This is a genomic window from Capnocytophaga cynodegmi (genome assembly GCF_002302475.1).
In the GTDB taxonomy this organism is placed as follows: Bacteria; Bacteroidota; Bacteroidia; order Flavobacteriales; family Flavobacteriaceae; genus Capnocytophaga; species Capnocytophaga cynodegmi.
In genome coordinates, this window is record NZ_CP022378.1 from 674,591 (window position 1) to 697,419 (window position 22,829).

Annotated in this window: 17 protein-coding genes; 11 read left to right on the plus strand and 6 right to left on the minus strand. The window is 33.8% G+C overall.

Features of this window, described 5'->3' with window-relative positions:
* Positions 1 to 136: 136 nt before the first annotated feature.
* From CGC48_RS03090 to CGC48_RS03110, 5 genes are all read left to right on the plus strand, one after another.
* Positions 137 to 2,362, plus strand: coding sequence for a S9 family peptidase (locus tag CGC48_RS03090; protein ID WP_098028432.1), 2,226 nt, complete (start codon positions 137 to 139; stop codon positions 2,360 to 2,362).
* A gap of 36 nt (positions 2,363 to 2,398) precedes the next feature.
* Positions 2,399 to 2,992 (plus strand): SMI1/KNR4 family protein, encoded by a 594-nt coding sequence (locus CGC48_RS03095; protein WP_098028433.1) that lies wholly within the window; start codon positions 2,399 to 2,401, stop codon positions 2,990 to 2,992.
* A gap of 336 nt (positions 2,993 to 3,328) precedes the next feature.
* Positions 3,329 to 3,994 carry a DUF6261 family protein gene (locus tag CGC48_RS03100; protein ID WP_098028434.1) on the plus strand — a complete coding sequence of 222 codons (666 nt, stop codon included), beginning with the start codon at positions 3,329 to 3,331 and terminating at the stop codon, positions 3,992 to 3,994.
* A 122-nt stretch (positions 3,995 to 4,116) separates the two neighbouring features.
* On the plus strand, positions 4,117 to 5,778 hold the full coding sequence (locus CGC48_RS03105; protein ID WP_098028435.1) for a peptide MFS transporter: 1,662 nt from the start codon (positions 4,117 to 4,119) through the stop codon (positions 5,776 to 5,778).
* 92 nt (positions 5,779 to 5,870) lie between these two features.
* Entirely contained in the window at positions 5,871 to 7,778 is a 1,908-nt protein-coding gene (locus CGC48_RS03110; protein ID WP_098028436.1) for a peptide MFS transporter, read from the plus strand.
* A 321-nt stretch (positions 7,779 to 8,099) separates the two neighbouring features.
* Here the strand turns inward: CGC48_RS03110 and CGC48_RS03115 are convergent, their stop codons facing one another.
* Positions 8,100 to 10,340: a formylglycine-generating enzyme family protein gene (locus CGC48_RS03115; RefSeq protein WP_111995080.1), complete on the minus strand. Its 2,241-nt coding sequence runs from the start codon at positions 10,338 to 10,340 to the stop codon at positions 8,100 to 8,102.
* Positions 10,341 to 10,729: 389 nt separating this feature from the next.
* On the opposite strand from CGC48_RS03115, the gene CGC48_RS03120 reads away from it, so the two are divergent.
* The 3 genes from CGC48_RS03120 (at position 10,730) to CGC48_RS03130 (ending at position 15,542) form a co-directional block, all read left to right on the plus strand.
* Positions 10,730 to 13,063 carry a glycoside hydrolase family 20 protein gene (locus CGC48_RS03120; RefSeq protein WP_098028437.1) on the plus strand — a complete coding sequence of 778 codons (2,334 nt, stop codon included), beginning with the start codon at positions 10,730 to 10,732 and terminating at the stop codon, positions 13,061 to 13,063.
* 91 nt (positions 13,064 to 13,154) lie between these two features.
* Positions 13,155 to 13,739, plus strand: coding sequence for a bifunctional nicotinamidase/pyrazinamidase (gene pncA / locus CGC48_RS03125; protein ID WP_018279705.1), 585 nt, complete (start codon positions 13,155 to 13,157; stop codon positions 13,737 to 13,739).
* A gap of 21 nt (positions 13,740 to 13,760) precedes the next feature.
* Positions 13,761 to 15,542 carry a M14 family metallopeptidase gene (locus CGC48_RS03130; RefSeq protein ID WP_098028438.1) on the plus strand — a complete coding sequence of 594 codons (1,782 nt, stop codon included), beginning with the start codon at positions 13,761 to 13,763 and terminating at the stop codon, positions 15,540 to 15,542.
* A 139-nt stretch (positions 15,543 to 15,681) separates the two neighbouring features.
* On the opposite strand, the gene tsf is transcribed toward CGC48_RS03130, so the two are convergent.
* From tsf to CGC48_RS03155, 5 genes are all read right to left on the minus strand, one after another.
* The gene (gene tsf, locus CGC48_RS03135; protein WP_041994235.1) at positions 15,682 to 16,644 is read right to left on the minus strand and encodes a translation elongation factor Ts; all 963 of its coding nucleotides are present in this window, start codon (positions 16,642 to 16,644) and stop codon (positions 15,682 to 15,684) included.
* Positions 16,645 to 16,815: 171 nt separating this feature from the next.
* The gene (rpsB, locus tag CGC48_RS03140) at positions 16,816 to 17,544 is read right to left on the minus strand and encodes a 30S ribosomal protein S2 (RefSeq protein ID WP_026193917.1); all 729 of its coding nucleotides are present in this window, start codon (positions 17,542 to 17,544) and stop codon (positions 16,816 to 16,818) included.
* Between the two features lie 149 nt (positions 17,545 to 17,693).
* Positions 17,694 to 18,080 (minus strand): 30S ribosomal protein S9, encoded by a 387-nt coding sequence (gene rpsI, locus CGC48_RS03145; protein WP_018279701.1) that lies wholly within the window; start codon positions 18,078 to 18,080, stop codon positions 17,694 to 17,696.
* The gene (gene rplM, locus CGC48_RS03150) at positions 18,080 to 18,535 is read right to left on the minus strand and encodes a 50S ribosomal protein L13 (RefSeq protein WP_098028439.1); all 456 of its coding nucleotides are present in this window, start codon (positions 18,533 to 18,535) and stop codon (positions 18,080 to 18,082) included. Before rplM ends, rpsI begins: the two co-directional genes overlap by 1 nt.
* 241 nt (positions 18,536 to 18,776) lie before the next feature.
* On the minus strand, positions 18,777 to 19,370 hold the full coding sequence (locus CGC48_RS03155; protein WP_018279699.1) for an HD domain-containing protein: 594 nt from the start codon (positions 19,368 to 19,370) through the stop codon (positions 18,777 to 18,779).
* A gap of 240 nt (positions 19,371 to 19,610) precedes the next feature.
* On the opposite strand from CGC48_RS03155, the gene CGC48_RS03160 reads away from it, so the two are divergent.
* From CGC48_RS03160 to CGC48_RS03170, 3 genes are read left to right on the plus strand one after another with little or no spacing between them, the layout of a single operon-like run.
* Positions 19,611 to 20,348, plus strand: coding sequence for an MlaE family ABC transporter permease (locus CGC48_RS03160; RefSeq protein WP_041994241.1), 738 nt, complete (start codon positions 19,611 to 19,613; stop codon positions 20,346 to 20,348).
* A 44-nt stretch (positions 20,349 to 20,392) separates the two neighbouring features.
* Positions 20,393 to 21,169, plus strand: a complete 777-nt coding sequence (locus tag CGC48_RS03165) for an ABC transporter ATP-binding protein (protein ID WP_098028440.1) — start codon at positions 20,393 to 20,395, stop codon at positions 21,167 to 21,169.
* Positions 21,170 to 21,203: 34 nt separating this feature from the next.
* On the plus strand, positions 21,204 to 22,724 hold the full coding sequence (locus CGC48_RS03170; protein WP_098029740.1) for a sulfatase family protein: 1,521 nt from the start codon (positions 21,204 to 21,206) through the stop codon (positions 22,722 to 22,724).
* Positions 22,725 to 22,829: the final 105 nt, after the last annotated feature.

The following is a 22,829-nucleotide window of genomic DNA, read 5'->3' on the forward strand; positions in this document are numbered from 1 at the left end:
TAATTTATTTAACAATTCATAAACAATTAAATATCAACACAAAACACAAATAATGTTATATTTATAACTAAAAAAATTAGAATAGAATTAAAAAAATTAGTATTATTGACCGATTAATTCGTTAATATAAAATAAAATGAAAAATTATTCTAGTTTTATACTATTATTTCTATTGATATTTTCAACTGCTTTGGTTGCTCAAAACAAATCCATTACTTTGGAAGACATTTGGGCAAAGGGCGTGTTTTATCCCGAGCAGATATCTCACCTATCGGCGATGAAGAATACAAATCAGTATACAACACTAAATTACAACCGAGAAGCAGGTTCACAGCAAATTGATTTATATGATTTCACTACACTCAAAAAGGTAAAAACACTATTCGACACTTCAAATGAGAGCGAGTTTTCGTTGTTCATCAATGATTATACATTCAGTCCTGATGAGAAATGGTTACTTATCGCTTCGGAGTCTGAACAAATTTACCGACATTCGTTTGTAGCAAACTATTATCTTTACAATTTACAAACAAACAAAGGAATCCGAATTAGCACAAATAAAATTCAAGAACCAACCTTTTCACCAGACGGAAACAAAATCGCATACGCCTACGATAACAATTTATACATCTACGAGATAAATACCAACAAAACCACGCAAATTACTTTTGATGGAAAGAAAAACAAAATCATCAATGGGATAACTGATTGGGTGTACGAAGAAGAATTCGGCTTTGTGAGAGCATTTGATTGGAACGCTGATGGAACAAAATTAGCTTACATTCGATTTGATGAAAGCCAAGTTCCAGAGTTTTCAATGGACATTTATGGAATAGGACTCTACCCTACACAACAAGTTTTCAAATATCCAAAAGCTGGACAGACAAATTCAGAAGTTTCAGTGCACATTTATGATATTTCGACCCAAAAGATATTCAACACACCCGTTGCAACGAATAAAAAACAATTCAGTAAACAAACTTCACCCAATGCACAAGATAATTTATACTATTATATACCTCGCATTCGGTGGACAAATGATAAAAACACCCTAAGTGTACAAACCCTCAACAGACATCAAAATAATTTCAACCTAAATTTAATAAACTCACAGACGCATCAAGTTCATTCAGTAGTAAATGAACAAAACAACACTTATGTAGAAATTACAGATAACCTAATTTTCTTAAAAGACAATAGTTTTTTAATTACATCAGAGAAAGATGGATTTAATCACATCTATCATTATGATAAAAATGGCAAATTGAAAAAACAAATTACAAAAGGTAATTGGGAAGTTACTAAATTCTATGGATATGATTTTAAAACTGAACGTATTTTCTACCAATCTACTGAAAATGGTTCGATAAATAGAGGTGTTTATAGCATTTCAATCAACGGAAAAAACAAAAAACAGCTTTCTGCTGATAAAGGAACTAACGCTGCTATATTTAGTCCTGACTTTTCGTTATATATTAATGAATTTTCAAGTGTAACAAAACCAACACACTATACACTTAATAATAGCAAGGACGGGAAAATCATAAAAGACATCTTAGATAATTCAGAATATGAAAAAGTTATTTCAGAATATCGTCTTGCTAAAAAAGAATTCTTTGAATTGGATTCTCCTAATGGAAAATTAAATGCTTACATCATCAAACCTAATGATTTTGACCCTAATAAAAAATATCCGTTACTGATGTATCAATATTCAGGACCAGGTTCACAAGAAGTCAGCAACAAATGGCTTGATACTAACGACTTTTGGCATTTTCTTTTAGTGCAACAAGGTTATTTAGTAGCTTGTGTGGACGGACGCGGAACGGGATATAAAGGTAGTGACTTCAAGAAATGTACTTACAAGGAATTGGGAAAATATGAAGTGGAAGACCAAATAGTTGCAGCACGTTTTTTTGCAAATCAATCGTACGTTGATGCAAATCGCATCGGAATTTGGGGTTGGAGCTTTGGCGGATTTATGTCTTCGAACTGTTTGTTTCAAGCTGGTGACGTATTTAAAACAGCCATTGCAGTTGCTCCAGTAACTTCGTGGCGTTTCTATGATACTATTTATACAGAACGATTTATGCAGACTCCGCAAGAAAACCCTTACGGATATGATGATAATTCACCCCTTACACACGCTAAAAATCTTAAAGGAAACTATTTACTTATTCACGGAACAGCTGATGACAATGTACACGTTCAAAACGCAATGGTGTTGATTAACAAACTCGTTCAACTGAATAAGAATTTTGATTGGTTGATATATCCAGACAGAGACCACGGCATTTATGGTGGATACACAAGATTACAACTTTACCAAAAGATGACGGAATATCTGCTTGAAAAGTTATAAAATTTTAGAGGAATTGAATAGATAAAACAGCATATTATGTTTGAAATTACCAAAAAGGAAGATGTTATCATTCCGTTTGATAAAATCGGAGATGAAAATTGGGAGAATAATACGCGTTTTATTCTGACCGCCGACGGAGATGAACTTCCTGAAGTAGTTACCGAAGAAGAAATCCAAGAAGTTGAAAAGCGTTTGAGAGCAAAACTCCCTGACAGCTTAAAACTTTTTTACAAAACATTCGGAGTAGCTGATATCGGTGAAGAACTTATTGATTTGGACAGTATAAGTTATTTAGTTGAATATTTGGGAGAAGATAATGAGTACGATTCTGAATTTTCCGAAGAAGACAAAGAAGCTCTTCCTTACTTAGTGTGGTTCGGCGATTATTTAGGTAATGGAAATAAGTTCTGTTTCCATACAAAAACGCACGAAATTTATTATTTCGACCACGACACGTATCCTTATTTAGCTAAATTGTTTGACGATTTCAGTGATTACTTAAAAGGATGCTTAATTTTCAAGCAAATGGATTATGTTTCCGATGAAAAGTGGGAAAAATTTGAACCTATTCTTGAAGAAATCGTTTCAGAATTTATTAGCGATGAAGTTATTGAAAAGTGGAGATATTAAAACATTTTAAAATTTGAATATATCTAAATTAAAACTATTATTCTAAAAAATATTTTAAACAGAAATAAATTCAAATAAACTTATTACACAAAAGAAATTAATTTATAATTGTAGTTTAAACTAAATACACTTAATGCAATAAACAAAAATAAACTATTTAAACTAATTTCACTAGAAGAAACATTATAAAACATAAAATTAAATTAAAATTATAAGATGAATTTAGTTTAAAATAGCAAATTAAACTTATAACACTCTATGAAATAAACATAAAAAGTTCCATATCAACAAACAAATTTAAACAATTAACTAAATAATAACTAAAATATTTACAAAATGAAAGTCAATTACAGAAAATTATCAACAAAAGATTTGGCTGCTCTTACAGAAAGAGTAATTGAATGTGTAGAAAAATCAAACATTGATGAAGCAAAAACACATTTGTTTATGAATAAATTAAAAATTTCATATCAAAAATATTACGATGTTGTTTCAAAGAAAACATTTAGCGGAAAAGGAAACACTGTAGCTCAAGCAAACAGAGAGCGTGAAAAGGCTTTTTCAGATATGAAAATATTTCTTTCAGGTTACGTGCGTGTTTCTTCTGCTCCTAATGTTAATGATGCTATTGCACTCTACAATCATTTTCAAATAAATAAACTTAAAAAAGAGCAACTCTCGTACGGAGAACAAACCATCAGGATAGGAAAAATCATCGAAGCACTTTCATCTGATGACAATCAAAAGTACATAAAAAACTTATCGCTTGAAATTGCTTTTGAGAATTTAAAAACAAAACAAGAAGCGTTTAAATTACTTTATAACGAACAAGCTCAAGCCAATGCGGAACTTCGTAAACAAACCTCTGCTACAAAACAACGCAAGGAATTGGAAGGAGATTTACGCAGATTTTTAAGTTTCGTCACATTGATGTTTGATGCTGGGGAGTGGATTTCTTTATACAATAACCTGAATGAATTTGCAAAGGCTGCTAAAAGTTAAAAAATTTAATGCAATCTATTTATAGAAGTCATATAAATTGAATCACTATAAGAAAAGAATTGAAACTTACTCAGTTTACTAAAAAATAAAGAATAATTAAATAAAAATGAATATTATATACTATGACGAATAACAGAAAACACCCTAGGGGACTATTTTATTTATTTTTCACAGAAATGTGGGAACGTTTTGGGTATTATTTAATGCTCGGAATTTTTGTTTTATATATGATTGACCCTAAAAATACAGGAGGTCTTGCCATAGATGATAAAAATGCCTATGATATTTTTGGAACATTCATTGCACTTACGTATCTTACTCCCTTTTTAGGAGGATTTTTAGCTGATAGAATTTTAGGATATGTAAAAGCTATTTACATTGGAGGAAGTTTAATGGGATTGGGATACATAGGTTTAGGACTCTTCCAAGACCTTGCAATGTTTTACACCTCAATGGGATTAATCATCGTAGGTAATGGATTCTTCAAACCAAGTATTTCTACACTCTTAGGAAATCTTTATTCTGAAGAGCCATACCGAGAAAACAAAGATGCAGGATACAATATATTCTATATGGGAATTAATATTGGTGCATTTATTTGTAATATCATTGCTGCCTTTATGCGTAACAAATTTGGGTGGAGTGAAGCATTCATAACTGCAGGTGTTGGAATGTTCTTAGGATTGATTATCTTCACCTTAGGAAGAAAACACATCATTCACGCAAACGTTTTAAAACCAGTACAGGAAGGCGATACAACCATTACTTCAGTTCTTGTAAAGGTATTTTTACCAGCTATTATAACGGGTGTGATTGGTTGGGTAATTCCAGGAAACATTTTGGGAAGTGATAGTACAGATGCTTTCATTTTTGCTTGTATTCCAGTAATTTTCTTTTATTTCTCATTATATGCACGTGCCAGTCAGAGCGATAAAAAACCTATTGGTGCATTATTAGCAATCTTTGCAGTAAGTTTGATGTTTTGGGCGGTTTTCAAACAAAACGGAACTGTACTTACCACGTGGGCGAAATATTATACTGACCGAAGTGTGCCAACCTCTATAGAGAAACCTATGGAAAGTATTTATCTTGTTGAAGTGAAAGATTTTCAAGACAAGGAAATAACTATGTACGATTCGGAATATAGAATTGTGAAAGATGAAAACGATAAGCCTAAGAAAGAAATAGGAAAAGACATCTATTTCCGAAATATTCCAGAGGAACAAAAAGCTAAACTAACTGAGAACCCTAATCAGAAAGTGTTTTTATATAATCCGGAGTTGTTTCAATCAATTAATCCATTTTGGGTAATTGTTTTCACACCTTTAGTAGTAGGTTTATTTATGTTTTTACGTAAAAGAGGAAGCGAACCAACTACTCCTGCAAAAATTGTATTAGGAATGTTCATTTCTGCATTGAGTTGCCTTGTGATGGTAGCAGCTGTATATGCTTCTGACAACGGAATGGTGAAAGCTTCAGCATTATGGTTAGTTGTTGCCTATGGTGTTATTACTTTGGGAGAACTTTGCCTATCACCTATGGGGCTTTCATTAGTGTCAAAACTTTCTCCGCCTCGTATTACAGCTCTTATGATGGGAGGATTTTTCTTGTCGACAGCCATTGGAAATAAACTTTCGGGTGTACTTGCCGGAATGTGGTACGGATACGAACACAAATCTACATTCTTTTGGGTAAACTTCGGTTTATTATTAATAGCCACGCTGATAGGTCTTTCTATATTGAAGTCTCTCAATCGAGCTTTGAAAGAAAAAGGAGTAAAATAATGAATAATAAAATGATTTATTCTATATTTTTTTTACATTTACTCCGTAAATATAAAACCACAATAATGAATTAATATAATAATAAATATACTATGTTAAATCCAGATTATCAATTGATGTTAATAGCGTGGCTTGGAGTCGCGCTGTGGGTAGGGTTTGTTATTTTCTCCAACCGGAAAATTCACCCTAAAGCCCTTTTTACCCTTTTTATGGTGGAACTATGGGAACGCTTCAGCTACTATGGTATGCGGGCACTCCTTATCCTTTATATGACTGCGAACTTAATTGATGGCGGGTTCCAGTTTGATGATGCAAAAGCTTTCGGAATTTACGGAGCTTATGGGGCATTAGTTTACCTCACGCCAATACTTGGTGGATACTTCGCTGATAAACTCATCGGTTTTCGCAAAGCAATTGTTATCGGAGCTATATTAATGGCAGCGGGACAATTTACTTTGTTTATGAATAATCAAACTACTTTCTTCATCGGGTTAGCTTTACTTGTGGTAGGAAATGGTTTCTTCAAGCCGAATATCTCTTCAATGATTGGTCGTTTTTATGCTGACGGAGACAAAAGACGTGACGGAGCCTTCACTTTATTTTATATGGGAATCAATATGGGTGCATTCTTAGCTCCTTTAACTTGTGGTGCTATTGGGGAGAATGAAGGTTGGCAATATGGATTCTTAACAGCTGGTATTGGAATGTTATTGGGATACATTATATTCTTCTTCGCCAGCAGAACAAGTATTTTTGAGAATGTAGGATTAGCTCCTGATGAAAAACCAACTAAAAATGTTGTAAGTTTCGTCCCCAATAGTATGCTTCCTTATGCTACTATTGTAGTTCTAATTATAATTTCGTGGATTTTAATTCAATATAATGATGTTGTAGATGTTTTATTAGCGAGTTTAGCTGCTATTATCATCGGTTATTTATTATATCAAGCAAGTAAAATGGAAGTGGTTGCCAAACAACGTATTTGGGTTGTGGTGTTATTACTTTTGTTTACGACTATATTTTGGACATTCTTCGAGTTGGCGGGTTCAGCACTTAACTTATTTACAGCACGTAACGTACATAAAGAAATTTTTGGTACAGAAATTAAAACAACTTTCTTCCAATCATTCAATCCATTGTTTATAATGCTTTTTGCTCCCGTTTTCTCTTGGATATGGATAAAACTATCTAATTTGAATAAAGAGCCAGCAGCTCCATACAAATTTGGAACAGGATTGCTATTGCTTGGGCTTGGTTTCTTAGTGCTTAAATTTGGTGGCAGTTACGCCAAATTAGGAATGGTACCAGCTATATTTATGGTTTTCTTATATTTATTACACACTCTTGGGGAACTAACGCTTTCACCAGTAGGTTTGTCATTAGTAACGAAACTTTCACCTAAGCATATGGTGGCTTTTATGATGGGAATTTGGTTTTTGTCTTCATCCATTGCACATCAAGGAGGAAAACACATCTCTAAACTTACTACAGTAAACGAAAAAACAATAGTTGAAAGTAGTGCATTCCAAAATTCGGATATTGACCAAGATTTAAAGGCAGTTTTATCTGAGAATAAATTTAAAACAAAACTTGAAGACCAATCTGTTGAAGCTATTTTAGTGTCAGATGATTTTATAAATGAAATTAACAAAAGAAATCCTCAAAAACAATATGCTAAGTCAGTAGTTACAATCAAAGAGGCACTAGAAGAGGCTGAAAACTACAGCGGTATGAAAAAACAAAAGATGATTAAATCTGCCTCACAAGAATTTCTTTCTTTCAAAGGAAGCGAAGTTAATACTCAAGTGGCTACTTTTGCTGACTACGAGAGCTTAGTTGAAAAATCTCCTGAAATGGCAATTGTTAACGTCATCAAAGGGGAGTCTCTTAATAAAGGACTTTCTGTATTCACAATGTTAGGCTTTATTGCCATTGGTTGTGGTATAGTGTTATTCCTAATGGGGCCATTCATTACCCGTTGGATGCACGGTGTGAAATAAGAATTAGAAATATATTTCAAAAAGGGTTGTTTAAATAACAACCCTTTTTTATGTCACAATTGGAAGATGGTTTACAAAAGGTGAAGAAAAATACAATTAAATTTCAAATCTACAATTAGACACTTTATACACAATTAGAATAAAGAATTATTTTATTACGTTAATATAACCTCTCCTTAAATTTATGGTTGGATTGTAAATCATATAAATTCAAATTAAATTGCTCAAACCTCTGAGAAATAACAAAACTCAAAAAGCCTATAAATAAAAAACATCTTTCATAATGAAAGATGTTTTTTATTTAATGAAAATATTCAAATGCTATTTAAACACAACTCTAAATCCAAGATTATGACGAATTCCGTTAGGTGCACGATTGCTTCGGTTTGTAGCACGATTGGTATTAGGAGTACAGAAAGCACTAGCCCCTCGTCTCACACGATTTGTTCCTGTAGTTGCTCCAGTTGGATCTGTTTGTGGCGTTGTAGGATACCTTCCATACAAATCAGCTGTCCATTCCCAAACATTACCACTCATATCATATATTCCTAATTCATTTGGTTTTTTAGTTCCAACTTCATGAAGTCTTTCTCCCGAGTTATTCAAATACCAAGCCACTTCTCCAATATTATTACTTCCTGAATAAGTATATCCTTTGCTTTTGTTTCCTCCACGAGCTGCATACTCCCATTGTGCTTCGGTTGGAAGACTTCCACCAACCCATTCTGCATAGGCTTTTGCTCCATGCCAAGTAACAAACACGACAGGATAATTTTCTCTACCAGCCCTAGCTTTGAAACTATTTCCTTCTTTAACAATATCTTTTCCTTGATACCATATTGCACCATTCTCTCTTTGATTACCTTTAGCGGTCAAAAACTTTGCATATTGAGCATTTGTAATTTCGTGTTTACTTATTTTAAAGCTACTCAAAGTTACTGTATGTAAGATTTCATCTCCATCTCCTCTTGAAGGTGTACCCATCTGAAAAGTTCCTCCTTCAACAAAAGCTAACTCACCCAAATCTTTCTCCTTAGAAGTAGGTGGAACAGCAGGAGCTGGAGCTACTACCTTTACACTCAAAACAGCAGGGTTGTCTACACCATTTGAAATTGTTATATTTGTATTCCCAGACTTAATACCCTTAACAATCAACACATTCCCCGAAATATTTGCCGTTACTACTCCAGTATTTCCAGAAACTGCAACATAATTACCACTTCCTGAGCTAATTACCACATTTCTAGTGACACCTACCTTTATTTCTGTAGTCGTTTGAGCCAATTTTATGTTATTTTTTGCAGATACACTTACATTAATAACTGCTACTTTACCTGTAATTTTATCTTTAACAGTAACCTTTGTTGATCCAATAGCCTTACCTGTGATAACTACTTTATTACCACTAACAGAAGTAGTAGCAACTGCAATACTACTTGATGTTGCTTCGTAGCTACCACTACCTGTCAAAACATTTATATTTGTAGTCTCTGTTGCTCTTAATGTGGTAGACAAAGATGATAAGGTAATATTTGCCACGGTCACCACCACCCTTACTTCTGCTACTTTTCCTGTTTTACTATCTTTCACGAGGATTTGTGTTGTTCCTTGAGAAGCACCTCTAATAACCAATTTTCCTCCAGAGATAGATGCTGTTGCTACATTTGAATTAGCTGAAGAAATAGAATATTCTCCACTACCAGAACTAATTACTACGTCTTGATTATTTTTACCTCTTTCAATAGTAACTTCTCTTTTTGAAAGAGATATATCTGCAATAACAATAACCTTAACGTCGGCAGCTCTTCCTGTTTTTACATCGGTCACACTGATTGTAGTAGTTCCTGCTTTTCCTGTTTTAATTGTAAGTTTATTTGCGGAAAAAGTCGCCTTGGCAATTGCCTCATCACTACTCTTTATAGTATAGTGACCACTTCCCATAACAGACAAAACCTCTTCTCCATTTGACTTTATTAGCAATTCTGACTTGCTCAAAGCCAATTTCTCTACTACGGAAATTTTTACTTGAGCAGTTTTATTTGATTCTTTATCTTTAATAGTTAAAGTTGTTGAACCAATAGCTACCGCAGATATTGTTATTTTTGAACCAGAAATATTAGCCTTTGCAATATTTGTATTTGCTACAGCTAGCTCATACGTACCATTTCCTGTCTTAACATTCAAGATTCCAGACTCTTTGGGTGCTACATTAATTTCTGATTTATCAAGTAAAAGATCTTCCAAAGCCTTGTGTACAGTTACTTTTACTCCCATTTTTTGCCCAGTAACTTTATCCTCTACACTAACTGTTGTCTCACCTTTGCTAATTCCTGTTAGTGTTACTTCAGTTTCTGTTTTTGAGACCTTTACAACGTTTTCCTGAGCACTCATCACATCATACTCTCCACTACCAGAGGTAATCTTGAAAGTTACCTTCTCTCCCACTCTAAGTGAGCCTTTTTCTGTACTCAACCTAAGGTCATCATACTCAATCCCTTTCACACAATTTGTGCTTGTGACTAATGCAAAAAAAGCCACAAAATAAGTAATAATTTTTCTCATGCTAAAATTTAAAATTTAATTAAACTATTATTTTCTCTCCAAATTTTGGGGGCAAAATTAAATCATTATATTTATTCTGCAAACAAAAAAGGAAAAACTTAACATTAAATTTAAATAAAAATTTATTTTAAAATACTAAAACAAAGCTAATTACACAAAACTAAAGAATGATTTTTCCTCAACTTTTTCACACTTATAATAAATATTTTTCAACAAACAGAAACATACTCAAAAATACTGAAAACACTTAGGATTTTATTTTATAAATCTTCGAATGACAATTTGGCTTATGTACTACATTATAACATTTTCTCTACTCAAAAATTTTTTGTTTTATTTAAGAGAAAAAATGGTTACCTTTGTCGAGTCGAACCAATAATTTAAGATTGATGAAAATAAAATCTACACTAACCTATTTAGTAATGGCTCTGCTTATTATCTCTTGTGAGAGTAAAAAAGAAATCTCAAAAGCTGATTTTCAAATCATTCCAATGCCAAAACAAATCAGTAATGATAAAGAAGGGCATTTTATACTGAACAACTCCACCAAAATTATCTATCCGGAGAGCAATGAAATTCTGAAAAAAAATGCAACATTTCTATCAGAATACATTGAAAAACAAACAGGAATCGCTCTTACCATTACCTCTAAAATTGAAAACACAGAAAATACTATTCAACTAAGAGCAGATGAATCTTCTGAAAATAAAGAATCTTATAAACTCACTGTAAACGAGAAAGGCATCATTATTGAAGGAGCAAGTGAAGCTGGTGTTTTTTATGGAATTCAAACGTTACGAAAGGCAATACCTGTAAAAAAAGTTAAAGAGATTGAAATTGACTTTATATCTATTTCAGATGCTCCCCGTTTTGGGTATCGTGGGGCTCATTTGGATGTAGCTCGTCATTTTTTCCCGTTGGATTCTATCAAAATTTTCGTGGATATGATGGCTTTGCACAATATGAATACTTTTCATTGGCATCTAACAGATGACCAAGGTTGGCGAGTAGAAAGCAAAAAATATCCAGAACTCACTCAAATTGGTTCAAAACGTAAAGAAACTGTAATTGGCAGAAATTCTGGTAAGTACGATGGAAAACCTTACGAAGGATTTTACACTCAAGAAGAACTTAAAGAAATTGTAGCCTACGCAAAAGAACGACACATTACTGTAATTCCTGAAATCGACCTACCTGGGCATATGCAAGCTGTTTTGGCAACTTATCCCGAATTAGGCTGTACAGGAGGTCCGTATGAAGTTTGGACGCAATGGGGAGTTTCTGATGACGTACTTTGTGCTGGAAATCAAAAAGTTTACGAGTTCATTGAGGATATTTTAAACGAAGTTGCTGATATCTTCCCTTCAGAATACATTCATATTGGTGGCGATGAAAGCCCCAAAGTTCGTTGGGAAAAATGCCCTAAATGTCAGTTAAAAATCAAGGAATTAGGCATCAAAAAGGACGACAAACACACCGCTGAAGAGTATCTACAAAGTCACGTCATTTCATTTGCTGAGCGAGTTTTAGCTAAAAGAGGAAGAAAAATCATCGGTTGGGACGAAATTCTGGAAGGAGGCATTGCTCCGAATGCTACTGTGATGTCGTGGAGAGGCATTGAGGGAGGAACTTTCGCCGCACAAACAGGACACGATGCCATTATGACACCAATGTCTTTTCTTTATTTTGATTACTATCAATCAAAAGACACTGAAAATGAACCTCTTGCTATTGGAGGATATGTTCCTGTGGAAAGAGCATACAGCTTCGAGCCTATCCCTGATGCACTCACTCCTGAGCAAAGAAAACACATCTTAGGTGTACAAGCCAACATCTGGACAGAATACATAAAAACTTTCAAACAAGTACAATATATGGCACTGCCTCGATATGCAGCCTTAGCCGAAGTGCAATGGACACAACCCGAGAAGAAAAACTATCCTGATTTCTTACAGCGTGTGGTTTCTCTCATTAAAATCTACGAATTGTACGGATACAATTACGCTACGCATATCTTTGATTTAAAGGCGGATATTACTGCTTTAGAAAAGGAAGGAGCCATTGAAGTTGCCTTTGCTACCGTTGATAACGCCGCCGTTTATTACACTTTGGACGGAAGTGAGCCTTCCGAAAAATCGGAAAAATATACTGAGCCTATCAAAATTAAAAAAGATGCACAACTACGTGCCATCGGAATTCGAGAAAACGGAAAAACCCGTGTTTTCTCTGAAGATTTCAAATTTAATAAAGCCACAGCAAGAGCTATTGATATGAAAACTGAAATTTATCCTTCCTACAAGTTCGGTGGAGCTTCTACTTTGGTGGACGGCTGTGTGGGAGACCAAAATTTCAGAACTGGACGTTGGATTGCCTTCTCAGGAAACGATTTGGAAGCCGTAATTGATTTGGTAGATGCCACTGAAATTTCAAAAGTAGCTTTCAATGCGAATGTTATTACAGGCGATTGGATTTACGACGCTCGTAGTTTTTCCGTAGCTATATCTGATGATGGGAAAAATTTTCAGGAAGTAGCCTCTGAAACCTATCCACAGGAAGCAGAAGGACACAAAAGCGAAATTCGTACACATTCTTTGTCGTTCGCCCCAACAAAGACACGTTATGTAAAAATAAAAATCGCTTCGGAACAAAGCATTCCCAATTGGCACACACAAGCCAGAGGAAAATTAGGGTTTTTATTTATTGATGAAATAATCATTGAGTAATTCAAACTCAACTTTTTAACTTATTAAATTCAAGTCACACAGGTTTCAGAAAAATCTGTGTGATATTTTCAATTTAGAGATTTAGAATTCTATGAAAGCACTCATTATCATTGATGTACAAAACGACTTTATGCCAACAGGAGCGTTACCCGTAGCTGAAGGCGATAAAATTATACCTTTTATAAATAAAGAAATGCAATCTGGTTATGATTTTGTTATAGCAACTCAGGATTGGCATCCACAAAATCACCAAAGTTTTGCTTCTAACCATAAGGGTAAAAATCTATTTGATACTATTGATTTAAAAGGAGTTAATCAAATTCTTTGGCCTGAACATTGCGTTCAAGGTACATTCGGAGCCGATCTGCACGAGGATTTAGATAAATGCCCTATAACCGCTATTTTCCGAAAAGGAATGAATCCTGAAATAGATAGCTATAGTGCTTTTTTTGATAACAATAAACTCAATAATACTGGACTTCACGGATTCCTGAAAGACAAAAATGTTACAGAACTCACTTTCTGTGGATTAGCAGGAGATTTTTGTGTAGCATATAGTGTAAATGACGCTCTTTCTTTGGGGTATAAAGTTCGCTTATTAAAGGATGGCATTCGTTCCATAAGTCCAAAAGAATACGAAAGATACGTTTCTGAATGGGGAATTGAACAATTATAGATTTTTTTCAAAACACGCTATATGAGATTTTTTTTGTCGTTTCTATTCTTTGTATTTTTTCTCATTTCTTGTGAAACTATCTTCTTCTCTCCAAAGGAAGGCTTTGTTACACGTTTTGAAACTTCAAACGGAACAGAAAGTGCTACCTATGAAGAAGTCATAGATTTTTACAAAAATTTATCAAAAGAATATAGTTCTGTTAACCTAAAAACAATGGGGCAGACGGATAGCGGTTTACCTTTGCATATTGTAACGTATAGTGCTGATGCTGAGTTCAACTTTGCAAAACTTCAGAAAGAAAAAACTATCGTTTTAATCAATAATGGTATTCATCCTGGGGAGACTGATGGGATTGACGCTACAATGCTTTTATTCAGAAACTTAGCTGAAAAACAAATAAAAACACCTGAAAATGTGGTTATTGTAGCTATTCCTGTGTACAATATTGGTGGAGCCTTAAATCGAAACTCAGCTTCACGTGTGAATCAAAATGGTCCAAAAGAATATGGCTTTAGAGGAAATGCAAAAAATTTGGACTTAAATCGTGATTTTATTAAAAATGACTCCGAAAATGCACTTTCTTTTGCAAAAATATTTCACTTGGTTCAGCCTGACATATTTATTGATAATCACGTAACAAACGGTGCTGATTATCAACATATTCTGACGTATGGAATTTCTCAACCTAATAAGTCAGGCTCATTCGTAGGAACTTATATGCGTGATACATTAATTCCTCGTTTATCCGATTCACTCGTAAAACAGCAAAATGAATTCAAAAATGACTCCTTGCCAAAACCTTTTTGGCATTTAATTCCATACGTGAATGTTTGGAATAAACCTCCTGACAGTGAAGGATATAGCAGTGGCGTTGATTCTCCTCGTTATTCAACAGGATATGTAAATTTGTGGAATTGTATGGGGATTTTGATTGAAACCCATATGCTAAAACCTTACAAACAAAGAGTTGAAGCCAATTATGAAATGATGAAAAGTCTTCTTGATATCTTAAATTCTGATTCTAAGAATATTAAACAATTAAGAATTCAACAATTTGAAGAAGATTTAGCTAAAACCGATTTTCCTATTCGATGGAAATTAGATAGCACAAAAGTTTCAAAAATCTTATTTCACGGTTACAAAGCTGATACTCTGATTAGTGACGTAACAGGCTTACCTAGGCTAAAATACAATAGAGAAAAACCCTTCATTAAAGAAATTCCGTATTATGAACATTTCGTAGCTGAAAAAAGTGTAAAAACTCCCAAAGCCTATATAATTCCAAAAGTTTGGAACAATATAATTGAGCGACTGAAAATCAATAAAGTAAATTTAAAAGAAGTTCAGAAAGACTCTTTAATGTATGTTAATTACTACCGAATTGAAAGTTACAATACAACAGAAAAACCTTTTGAAGGACATTATTTGCATTTCAACACAGAAGTTTCAAAACACAAAGATAGTATCGAAATTAAAAAGGGTGATTGGATTGTGGAAGTAAATCAATCTGCAAAAAGATATTTGATAGAAGTCCTTGAACCTGAATCTGTTGATTCTTTTTTCAATTGGAATTTCTTTGATGCTATTTTACAACAGAAAGAACACTTTTCTCCATACGTTTTTGAAGAAATAGCTTTGGAATTTTTAAATAATAATCCCCATTTAAAAGATTCTTTGGAGATTATGAAAAAGAAAGATAAAGCTTTTGCTAATGATAGTTACGAACAACTCAATTGGATTTACAAGCAAACTCCTCATTATGAAAAGCAACATTTAAGATATCCAATTTATATTCTGGAATAAATGTTTTTTTGAGAATTTGAAGTCGTTCTAACTTTCTAAATTTTTTTATTACTTGATTTTAAGTCATTCTCATATATAAAAAATCGGATTCATTGTAATGAATCCGATTTTTTTATAATCTCATTTCTTTTCGGTAATTTTATAACGCTACACGCTTAAACCCTGTGATTTCGACACCCTTTGATTTTACGTACTCAGAAACTTTTTTAGACTCGTCAGAGATGTAAACTTGATCTAATAATGCTTTCTCTTGGTCTAAAGTTGTATTATCACTAATGAATCTTTGCAACTTACCAGGAAGAATTTTATCCCAAATTTGCTCTGGTTTCCCTTCCGCTTTTAGTTCTGCTTTTGCATCTTCCTCAGCTTGTTTTAACACTTCTTCTGTCAATTGAGCATAAGAAACATATTTAGGAACATTTTTGAGTGGTTTGCCCAAACGTGCCAATTCTTCGTTCTCTTTTTCAATGATTGCGATACGAGCTTCAGTTTCTTTAGCAAGGTAATCAGCAGAAAAATCTTTATTTGAGAGAACTTCAGCCCCCATTGCAGCAATTTGCATCGCTAGGTTTTTCGAAACATCACCAGCATCTGAAATACTTGCAGACAAGCCTACCAAAGAAGCAATTTTGTTCCCGTGGTGAATGTAAGACCCTACGAAAGGTGCATCTAATTTCTCAAATGAACCCACCTCTATTTTCTCTCCGATTACTCCTGTTTGTTCAGTTAGTTTCTCCGCAACTGTAATTCCTTTATAATCAGAAGCCAATAATTCCTCTTTTGAATTTACAGACAAAGCTAGTTCTGCTAAATCTTTTGCTAAAGCCACAAAAGCCTCATTTTTAGCAACAAAATCCGTTTCACAATTCAAAGAAACAATAGCTCCTTTTGTATTGTCAGCATTTACTTTTGCGATAACAGCTCCCTCACTTGAATCGCGGTCAGCTCTTTTTGCAGCTACTTTTTGTCCTTTTTTACGTAGAATTTCAATAGCTTTATCAAAATCTCCTTCTGCTTCAATCAAAGCAGCTTTGCAGTCCATCATACCAGCACCTGTTGCCTGTCTTAATTTGTTTACTTCTGCAGCTGTAATATTTGCCATAGTATTTAATCGTTTTTAAATGAATGAATTAACTTATTTTTAAAAAAACAAAGTAACTATGTTCCAAAGGCATTTCACTTTGCAAACATAATTACTTCATTATTCTGTTTGATGTTTTGTTGAAAGTTTAGTTTTTATTTAAAGCTAAACAATCTCAAACAATTCAAATAATTATTCAGCAGTTTCTGCCTCTTTATTTTCTTTATCAGACGTTTTTCCTGAAAGTCCTTCGTTGATAGCTTCTGTTACATACGTAAGAACTTTTTCTATTGATTTTGAAGCGTCATCATTTGCTGGGATAACGTAGTCCACCTCACGAGGGTCTGAATTTGTATCCACCATTGCAAAAATAGGAATGTTTAATTTTTGAGCTTCTTTTACAGCAATGTGCTCACGCATTGTGTCAACCACAAACAAAGCCCCTGGAAGGCGTGACATATCAGCAATAGAACCTAAGTTTTTCTCAAGTTTCTCTCTTAAACGCTCAATTTGTAGTTTTTCTCTTTTTGAAAGGGTTTCAAATGTTCCATCTTTCTTCATTTTGTCGATAGAAGACATTTTTTTCACCGCTTTACGGATAGTAACAAAGTTTGTTAACATACCTCCTGGCCATCTTTCAGTAATGTAAGGCATCTTAACAGAAGTTGCTTTTTCAGCAACTACGTCCTTTGCTTGTTTTTTAGTAGCAACAAAAAGAATTTTTTTTCCTGAAGCTGCGATTTTTCTCAAAGCCTCGCTTGCTTCTTCAATTTTTGCTGCTGTTTTATATAGGTTTATGACGTGAATTCCGTTACGTTCCATGTAAATATATGGAGCCATATTTGGATTCCACTTTCTAGTCAAGTGTCCAAAATGAACACCAGCATCTAGCAATTCTTTAATTTCTATGTTATTTGCCATTTTTTCTAGTAGTTTACGTTCCGTTGATTTAGCAATGTTGAAGAGGAAACAATCGTTTGCCAACAGCATTTGGATGCTAAACTAAATTCCTTCTGAAAAGGAACAACGACAACAATGTTTTTATTTCCTTTAATCGTACTGATAACGTATTAACGTTTAGAGAACTGGAATCTCTTACGAGCTTTTTTCTGACCGAATTTTTTACGTTCAACCATACGTGGGTCTCTCGTTAGTAATCCTTCAGGTTTTAATGTAGCTCTGTTTTCAGCGTCAATCTCACAAAGAGCTCTTGAAATCGCCAAACGGATTGCTTCAGCTTGTCCTGTGATTCCTCCACCATACACGTTTACTTTTACATCGTAAGCATCTTCTGTTCCCAACAACAAAAATGGTTGTTTCACTTTGTACTGAAGAGCTGAAGTGGTAAAGTAATCATTTAATTCTCTTTTGTTTACACTGATAGTTCCGTTACCTGGTTTTAAGTAAATACGTGCAACGGCAGTTTTTCTTCTACCAATTTTGTGAATTACTTCCATTATTTCAAATCGTTTAAGTTAATGGCAGTAGGTTGTTGAGCTTCGTGTTTGTGCTCTTTACCTACATACACTTTCAAATTACGCAAAATCGCCGCACCCAATTTGTTTTTAGGTAACATACCTTTAACCGCTTTTTCGATTAAACGCTCAGGGTGTTTTGCTAAGACGTCCTTAGCTATTTGTACTCTCTGCCCTCCTGGATAACCTGTGTAACGAAGGTATTCTTTGTCGTTCCACTTATTACCTGTCAAGTTGATTTTCTCTGCGTTGATAACAATAACGTTATCCCCGCAATCAACGTGTGGCGTAAATTCAGGTTTGTACTTGCCACGTAGCAACTTAGCCACTTTTGAAGCAAGACGACCTAATGTCTGTCCTTCAGCATCTACCAAAACCCACTTTTTATTAGCGGTGTTTTTGTTCACTGAAATTGTTTTGTAGCTTAATGTATCCACATTACTCGTTTTAAAAAATTAAACATTCCTTTTCTATATCTTTCAAGCACACAAGTACTTGAAATTGGGGTGCAAAATTACAACTATTTGTGTAATATGCAAATTTTTATCAACTATATTTCATCCAAACATTTGATACTTCGTTTTGGAAATCACAATGTACGACGTTTTCCCAACAGAAATTCTGCAATGAATTTTTCTTTTTATAAGCAATTATTCGGCTAAAATTTTTTATATACTTCTACTTGCTAAATATTTTATTTTCATCTAAAGCCTTTTGCAACAATACATCAAAAGCCTCTCCCATACTATCAGAAGCTCTTTTCACGGTGTTTTCAATTACTTTTCGGATTTGCTGTTCACTTACTTTTGCCTGTAACCAACTTTTTGCTGAAGTATGAGTGTTCAGTACAAATGGCATTATTCTATCCACTGCACAAGCAAAAATAGCATCTGGCGTTTGCTCTGCCTCAAATTCTTCCCACAAATTCAAAAACTCACTACGAAGAGGTTCGTCTAAAATCCCAAAAATACGTGTTGCAGAAGCCAGTTCCCTTTCATATTTACCTACCATTGCTTGTTCATCAAAAATAAACGTATCTCCTGCGTCAATTTCTACCACATCGTGAATAGACAACATTCTGATAACTCTAAGTAAATCAATCTGTTCTCTATTTTTAGCATAGGGATATAAAATCTGAGCAAAAACCATTATTTGCCAACTGTGTTCAGCTGAATTTTCTCTACGAGAATCATCTAGAATATAATTTCTTCGTTGTATGTTTTTTAAAGCATCAAGTGCTAAAATGAATTGTATTTCTTTTTCTAACTTCATTATTATATTTATTAATTATGAAAGTACAAAATGTATTTTTGGGTGGCAAATTTATGGATATTTTCTACTCATAAGCAAATTGATTATCTTCAAAATGAAGAATCTAATTAAAATACAGATTTTGCCAGTGAGGATTTTTTTACTACTTTTGCCAATGTTTTAGTTAAATGTTATTTAGTCAATTCGCTTTGTTTGAATTAATAAGCTAAAAAACTCACTAAATAACATAATTTTTTTAGTATGAAACACATTGCTGCCGTTGGAGGATATTTCATTATGCTCTACAACATATTTCGGAAAAGAACTCGTTGGTCAATTATGAAGGATTTAATTCTTCGAGAAATTGATGATTTGATTTTCAGCTCTATTGGTATTGTTGCCTTTATTTCTTTCTTTGTTGGGGGAGTTGTTTCTGTTCAAACAGCTTTAAATATTGATAATCCTTTTATCCCAAAATATTTAATTGGGTTTGCTACACGTCAATCCATTATTTTGGAATTTGCCCCTACGTTTGTCGCGATTATTCTGGCAGGGAAAGTGGGGTCTTTCATAACTTCAAGTATAGGGACAATGCGTGTTACTGAACAAATTGACGCACTTGATATGATGGGTATCAACTCCTTGAATTACTTGGTTTTTCCTAAAATAATTGCCCTTTTATTACTTCCTTTTCTGATAGCAATGGGAATGTATTTAGGAATATTGGGTGGTTGGACATCAGCAGTAGTCAGCGGATACACCACTTCAAGTGAATTTATACAAGGTGTTCAACTTGATTTTAAAGTATATAGCTTAGTTTATGCTTTTACCAAAACGATTGTTTTTGCATTCTTCTTGGCAACAATACCTGCATATCACGGATATTTTATGAGAGGAGGGGCTTTGGACGTTGGTAAAGCAAGTACCACGTCTTTCGTTTGGACAAGTATTGTGATAATTCTTTCTAATTCAGTAATAACACAACTATTTTACGCTTAATTTTCTTTTAAAAAAGAAGAAAACAACACGTAACATTAATAAAAATGATTCAAGTAGAAAATTTACATAAATCCTTTAATGAAAATCCTGTTTTGAAAGGAATTTCGACTACTTTTGAAAAAGGAAAAACGAATTTGATTATTGGGCAAAGTGGTTCTGGTAAAACGGTTTTTCTCAAATCCTTGTTAGGTCTTTTCATTCCTGACAAAGGTGATATTATTTACGATGGTGTTCGTTATGCTGAAATGAAACGTGACGAACGAACAAAATTACGACAAAAAATGGGAATGGTTTTTCAAGGAAGTGCCCTTTTTGATTCAATGACTGTACTTGAAAATGTGATGTTTCCACTAAAAATGTTCTCCACAAAAACGAAAGAAGAAATCCGCGAAAGGGCTGATATGGTTCTCAATAGGGTAAATTTGGTAAATGCCGAAAATAAGCTTCCTTCCGAAATTTCAGGAGGAATGCAGAAAAGGGTTGCAATTGCTCGTGCCATTGTGAATCGTCCTAATTATTTATTTTGTGACGAACCCAACTCTGGTCTCGACCCAAAAACAGCCATCGTAATAGATAACCTGATAAAAGAAATTACAGAAGAATTCAATATCACAACTGTCATTAACACCCACGATATGAATTCCGTAATGGAAATAGGAGAAAAAATCATCTTTCTCAAAAACGGATATAAAGAATGGGAGGGCTCCAAAGAAACTATTTTCAGAACCGATAATGAGGCCGTTACAGATTTTGTATATTCTTCTGAATTATTCAAAAAAGTTCGGAAAGCTTACCTTGATGAAGCCGATTCTGAAATGTAAATTTTTAATAATCAACATATACCAACGTTTTATGATGAAAAAAATTCTGATTTTATTTAGTTTCTTTCTCTCGCTTATGGCTTGGGGACAACAAAAACAACCTAACATCGTCATTATCATTTCTGACGACCATTCCTTTCAATCAATCGGAGCATACAATAAAGGTGAAACCTCATACACTCCAAACATTGATAAATTGTCAGACCAAGGATTGACGTTTAATAAGGCGTATGTAGCCAATTCAATCTGTGGTCCCAGCAGAGCGTGTATTCTGACAGGAAAATTTAGCCATAAGAACGGATACACCGATAATGAAACTTCACATTACAATTCAAATCAACAGCAATTTGTAAATCTTCTGCAACAGAATGGTTATCAAACTGCTTGGATTGGGAAATATCACTTAGGAAAAGACCCAAAAGGATTTGATTTTTTCAAAATTTTGATTGGGCAAGGTCACTATTTCAATCCTGATTTTTACATCGAAGGAGGAAAAACAGTTCGTGAAGAAGGTTATGTTACTGAAGTTGTTGAAAACGAAGCAGAAAAGTGGCTTGACAACAGAAATACAAACAAACCTTTTTGCTTAATAGTAGGACATAAGGCAACACATCGTACTTGGATGCCTGATATTCAAGATTTGGGTTCTTTCGAAAATATAAATTTCCCTCTTCCTGACAATTTTTATGACGATTACAAAACTCGTATTCCAGCTTCACAACAAGAAATGAGCATCGCCAATCATATGATTATGGGATATGACTTGAAAATGTTTGGTCCTGGAGAAGAAGATAAAGATGGTAACTTTACTCGAATGACTCCCGAGCAAAGAAAAGCTTACAACGACTTTTATCACGCCATTCAGGTGGATTTTGAAAGGAAAAAACTCTCAGGAAAGGCACTTACCGAATGGAAATTCCAGCGTTATATGCGTGATTACTATGCAACTGCACTATCTCTTGATAGAAATATTGGTCGTATGATGGATTATTTGGACAAAAATAACCTATCTGACAACACCATAGTTATTTATCTTTCTGACCAAGGATTTTATATGGGAGAACACGGCTGGTATGATAAACGTTGGATGTATGAGGAATCATTCCGTACTCCAATGGTTATCAAGTATCCAAAGTACATCAAAAAACCACAGAGCACAGAAAGCTATGTTATGAACGTAGATATCGCACCCACCTTATTGGAAATGGCGGGTGTACCAATTCCTTCAGATATACAAGGTAAATCTTTCTTACCTGTACTTAAAAAACCTTGCAAAAAAACACGTGAAACAGTTTATTATCATTATTATGAAAATGGTGAACACGCTGTCTCTCCGCATTTTGGCATAAAAGATAAACGCTATAAATTGATTCGTTTCTACAAAAGACACAATGGTTGGGAATTATACGATTTGAAAAAAGACCCTAAAGAAATGAACAACATTTATGGGCAAAAATCAAGTGAAAAAATCACCAAGCGAATGAAGAAAATTTTGCTAAATGAAATCAAAAAATTAGATGATAAAACAGCTTTAGAAACTTTCTACAAGAACTAAAGATTTTTTTAAAAGACCTCACAAAAAATAATTCCTTTTAAGTGAGGTCTTTTTTTATTTTTAGCTTTTCATTTCCCACTTTTTTACTTATATTTGCAGTCAAAA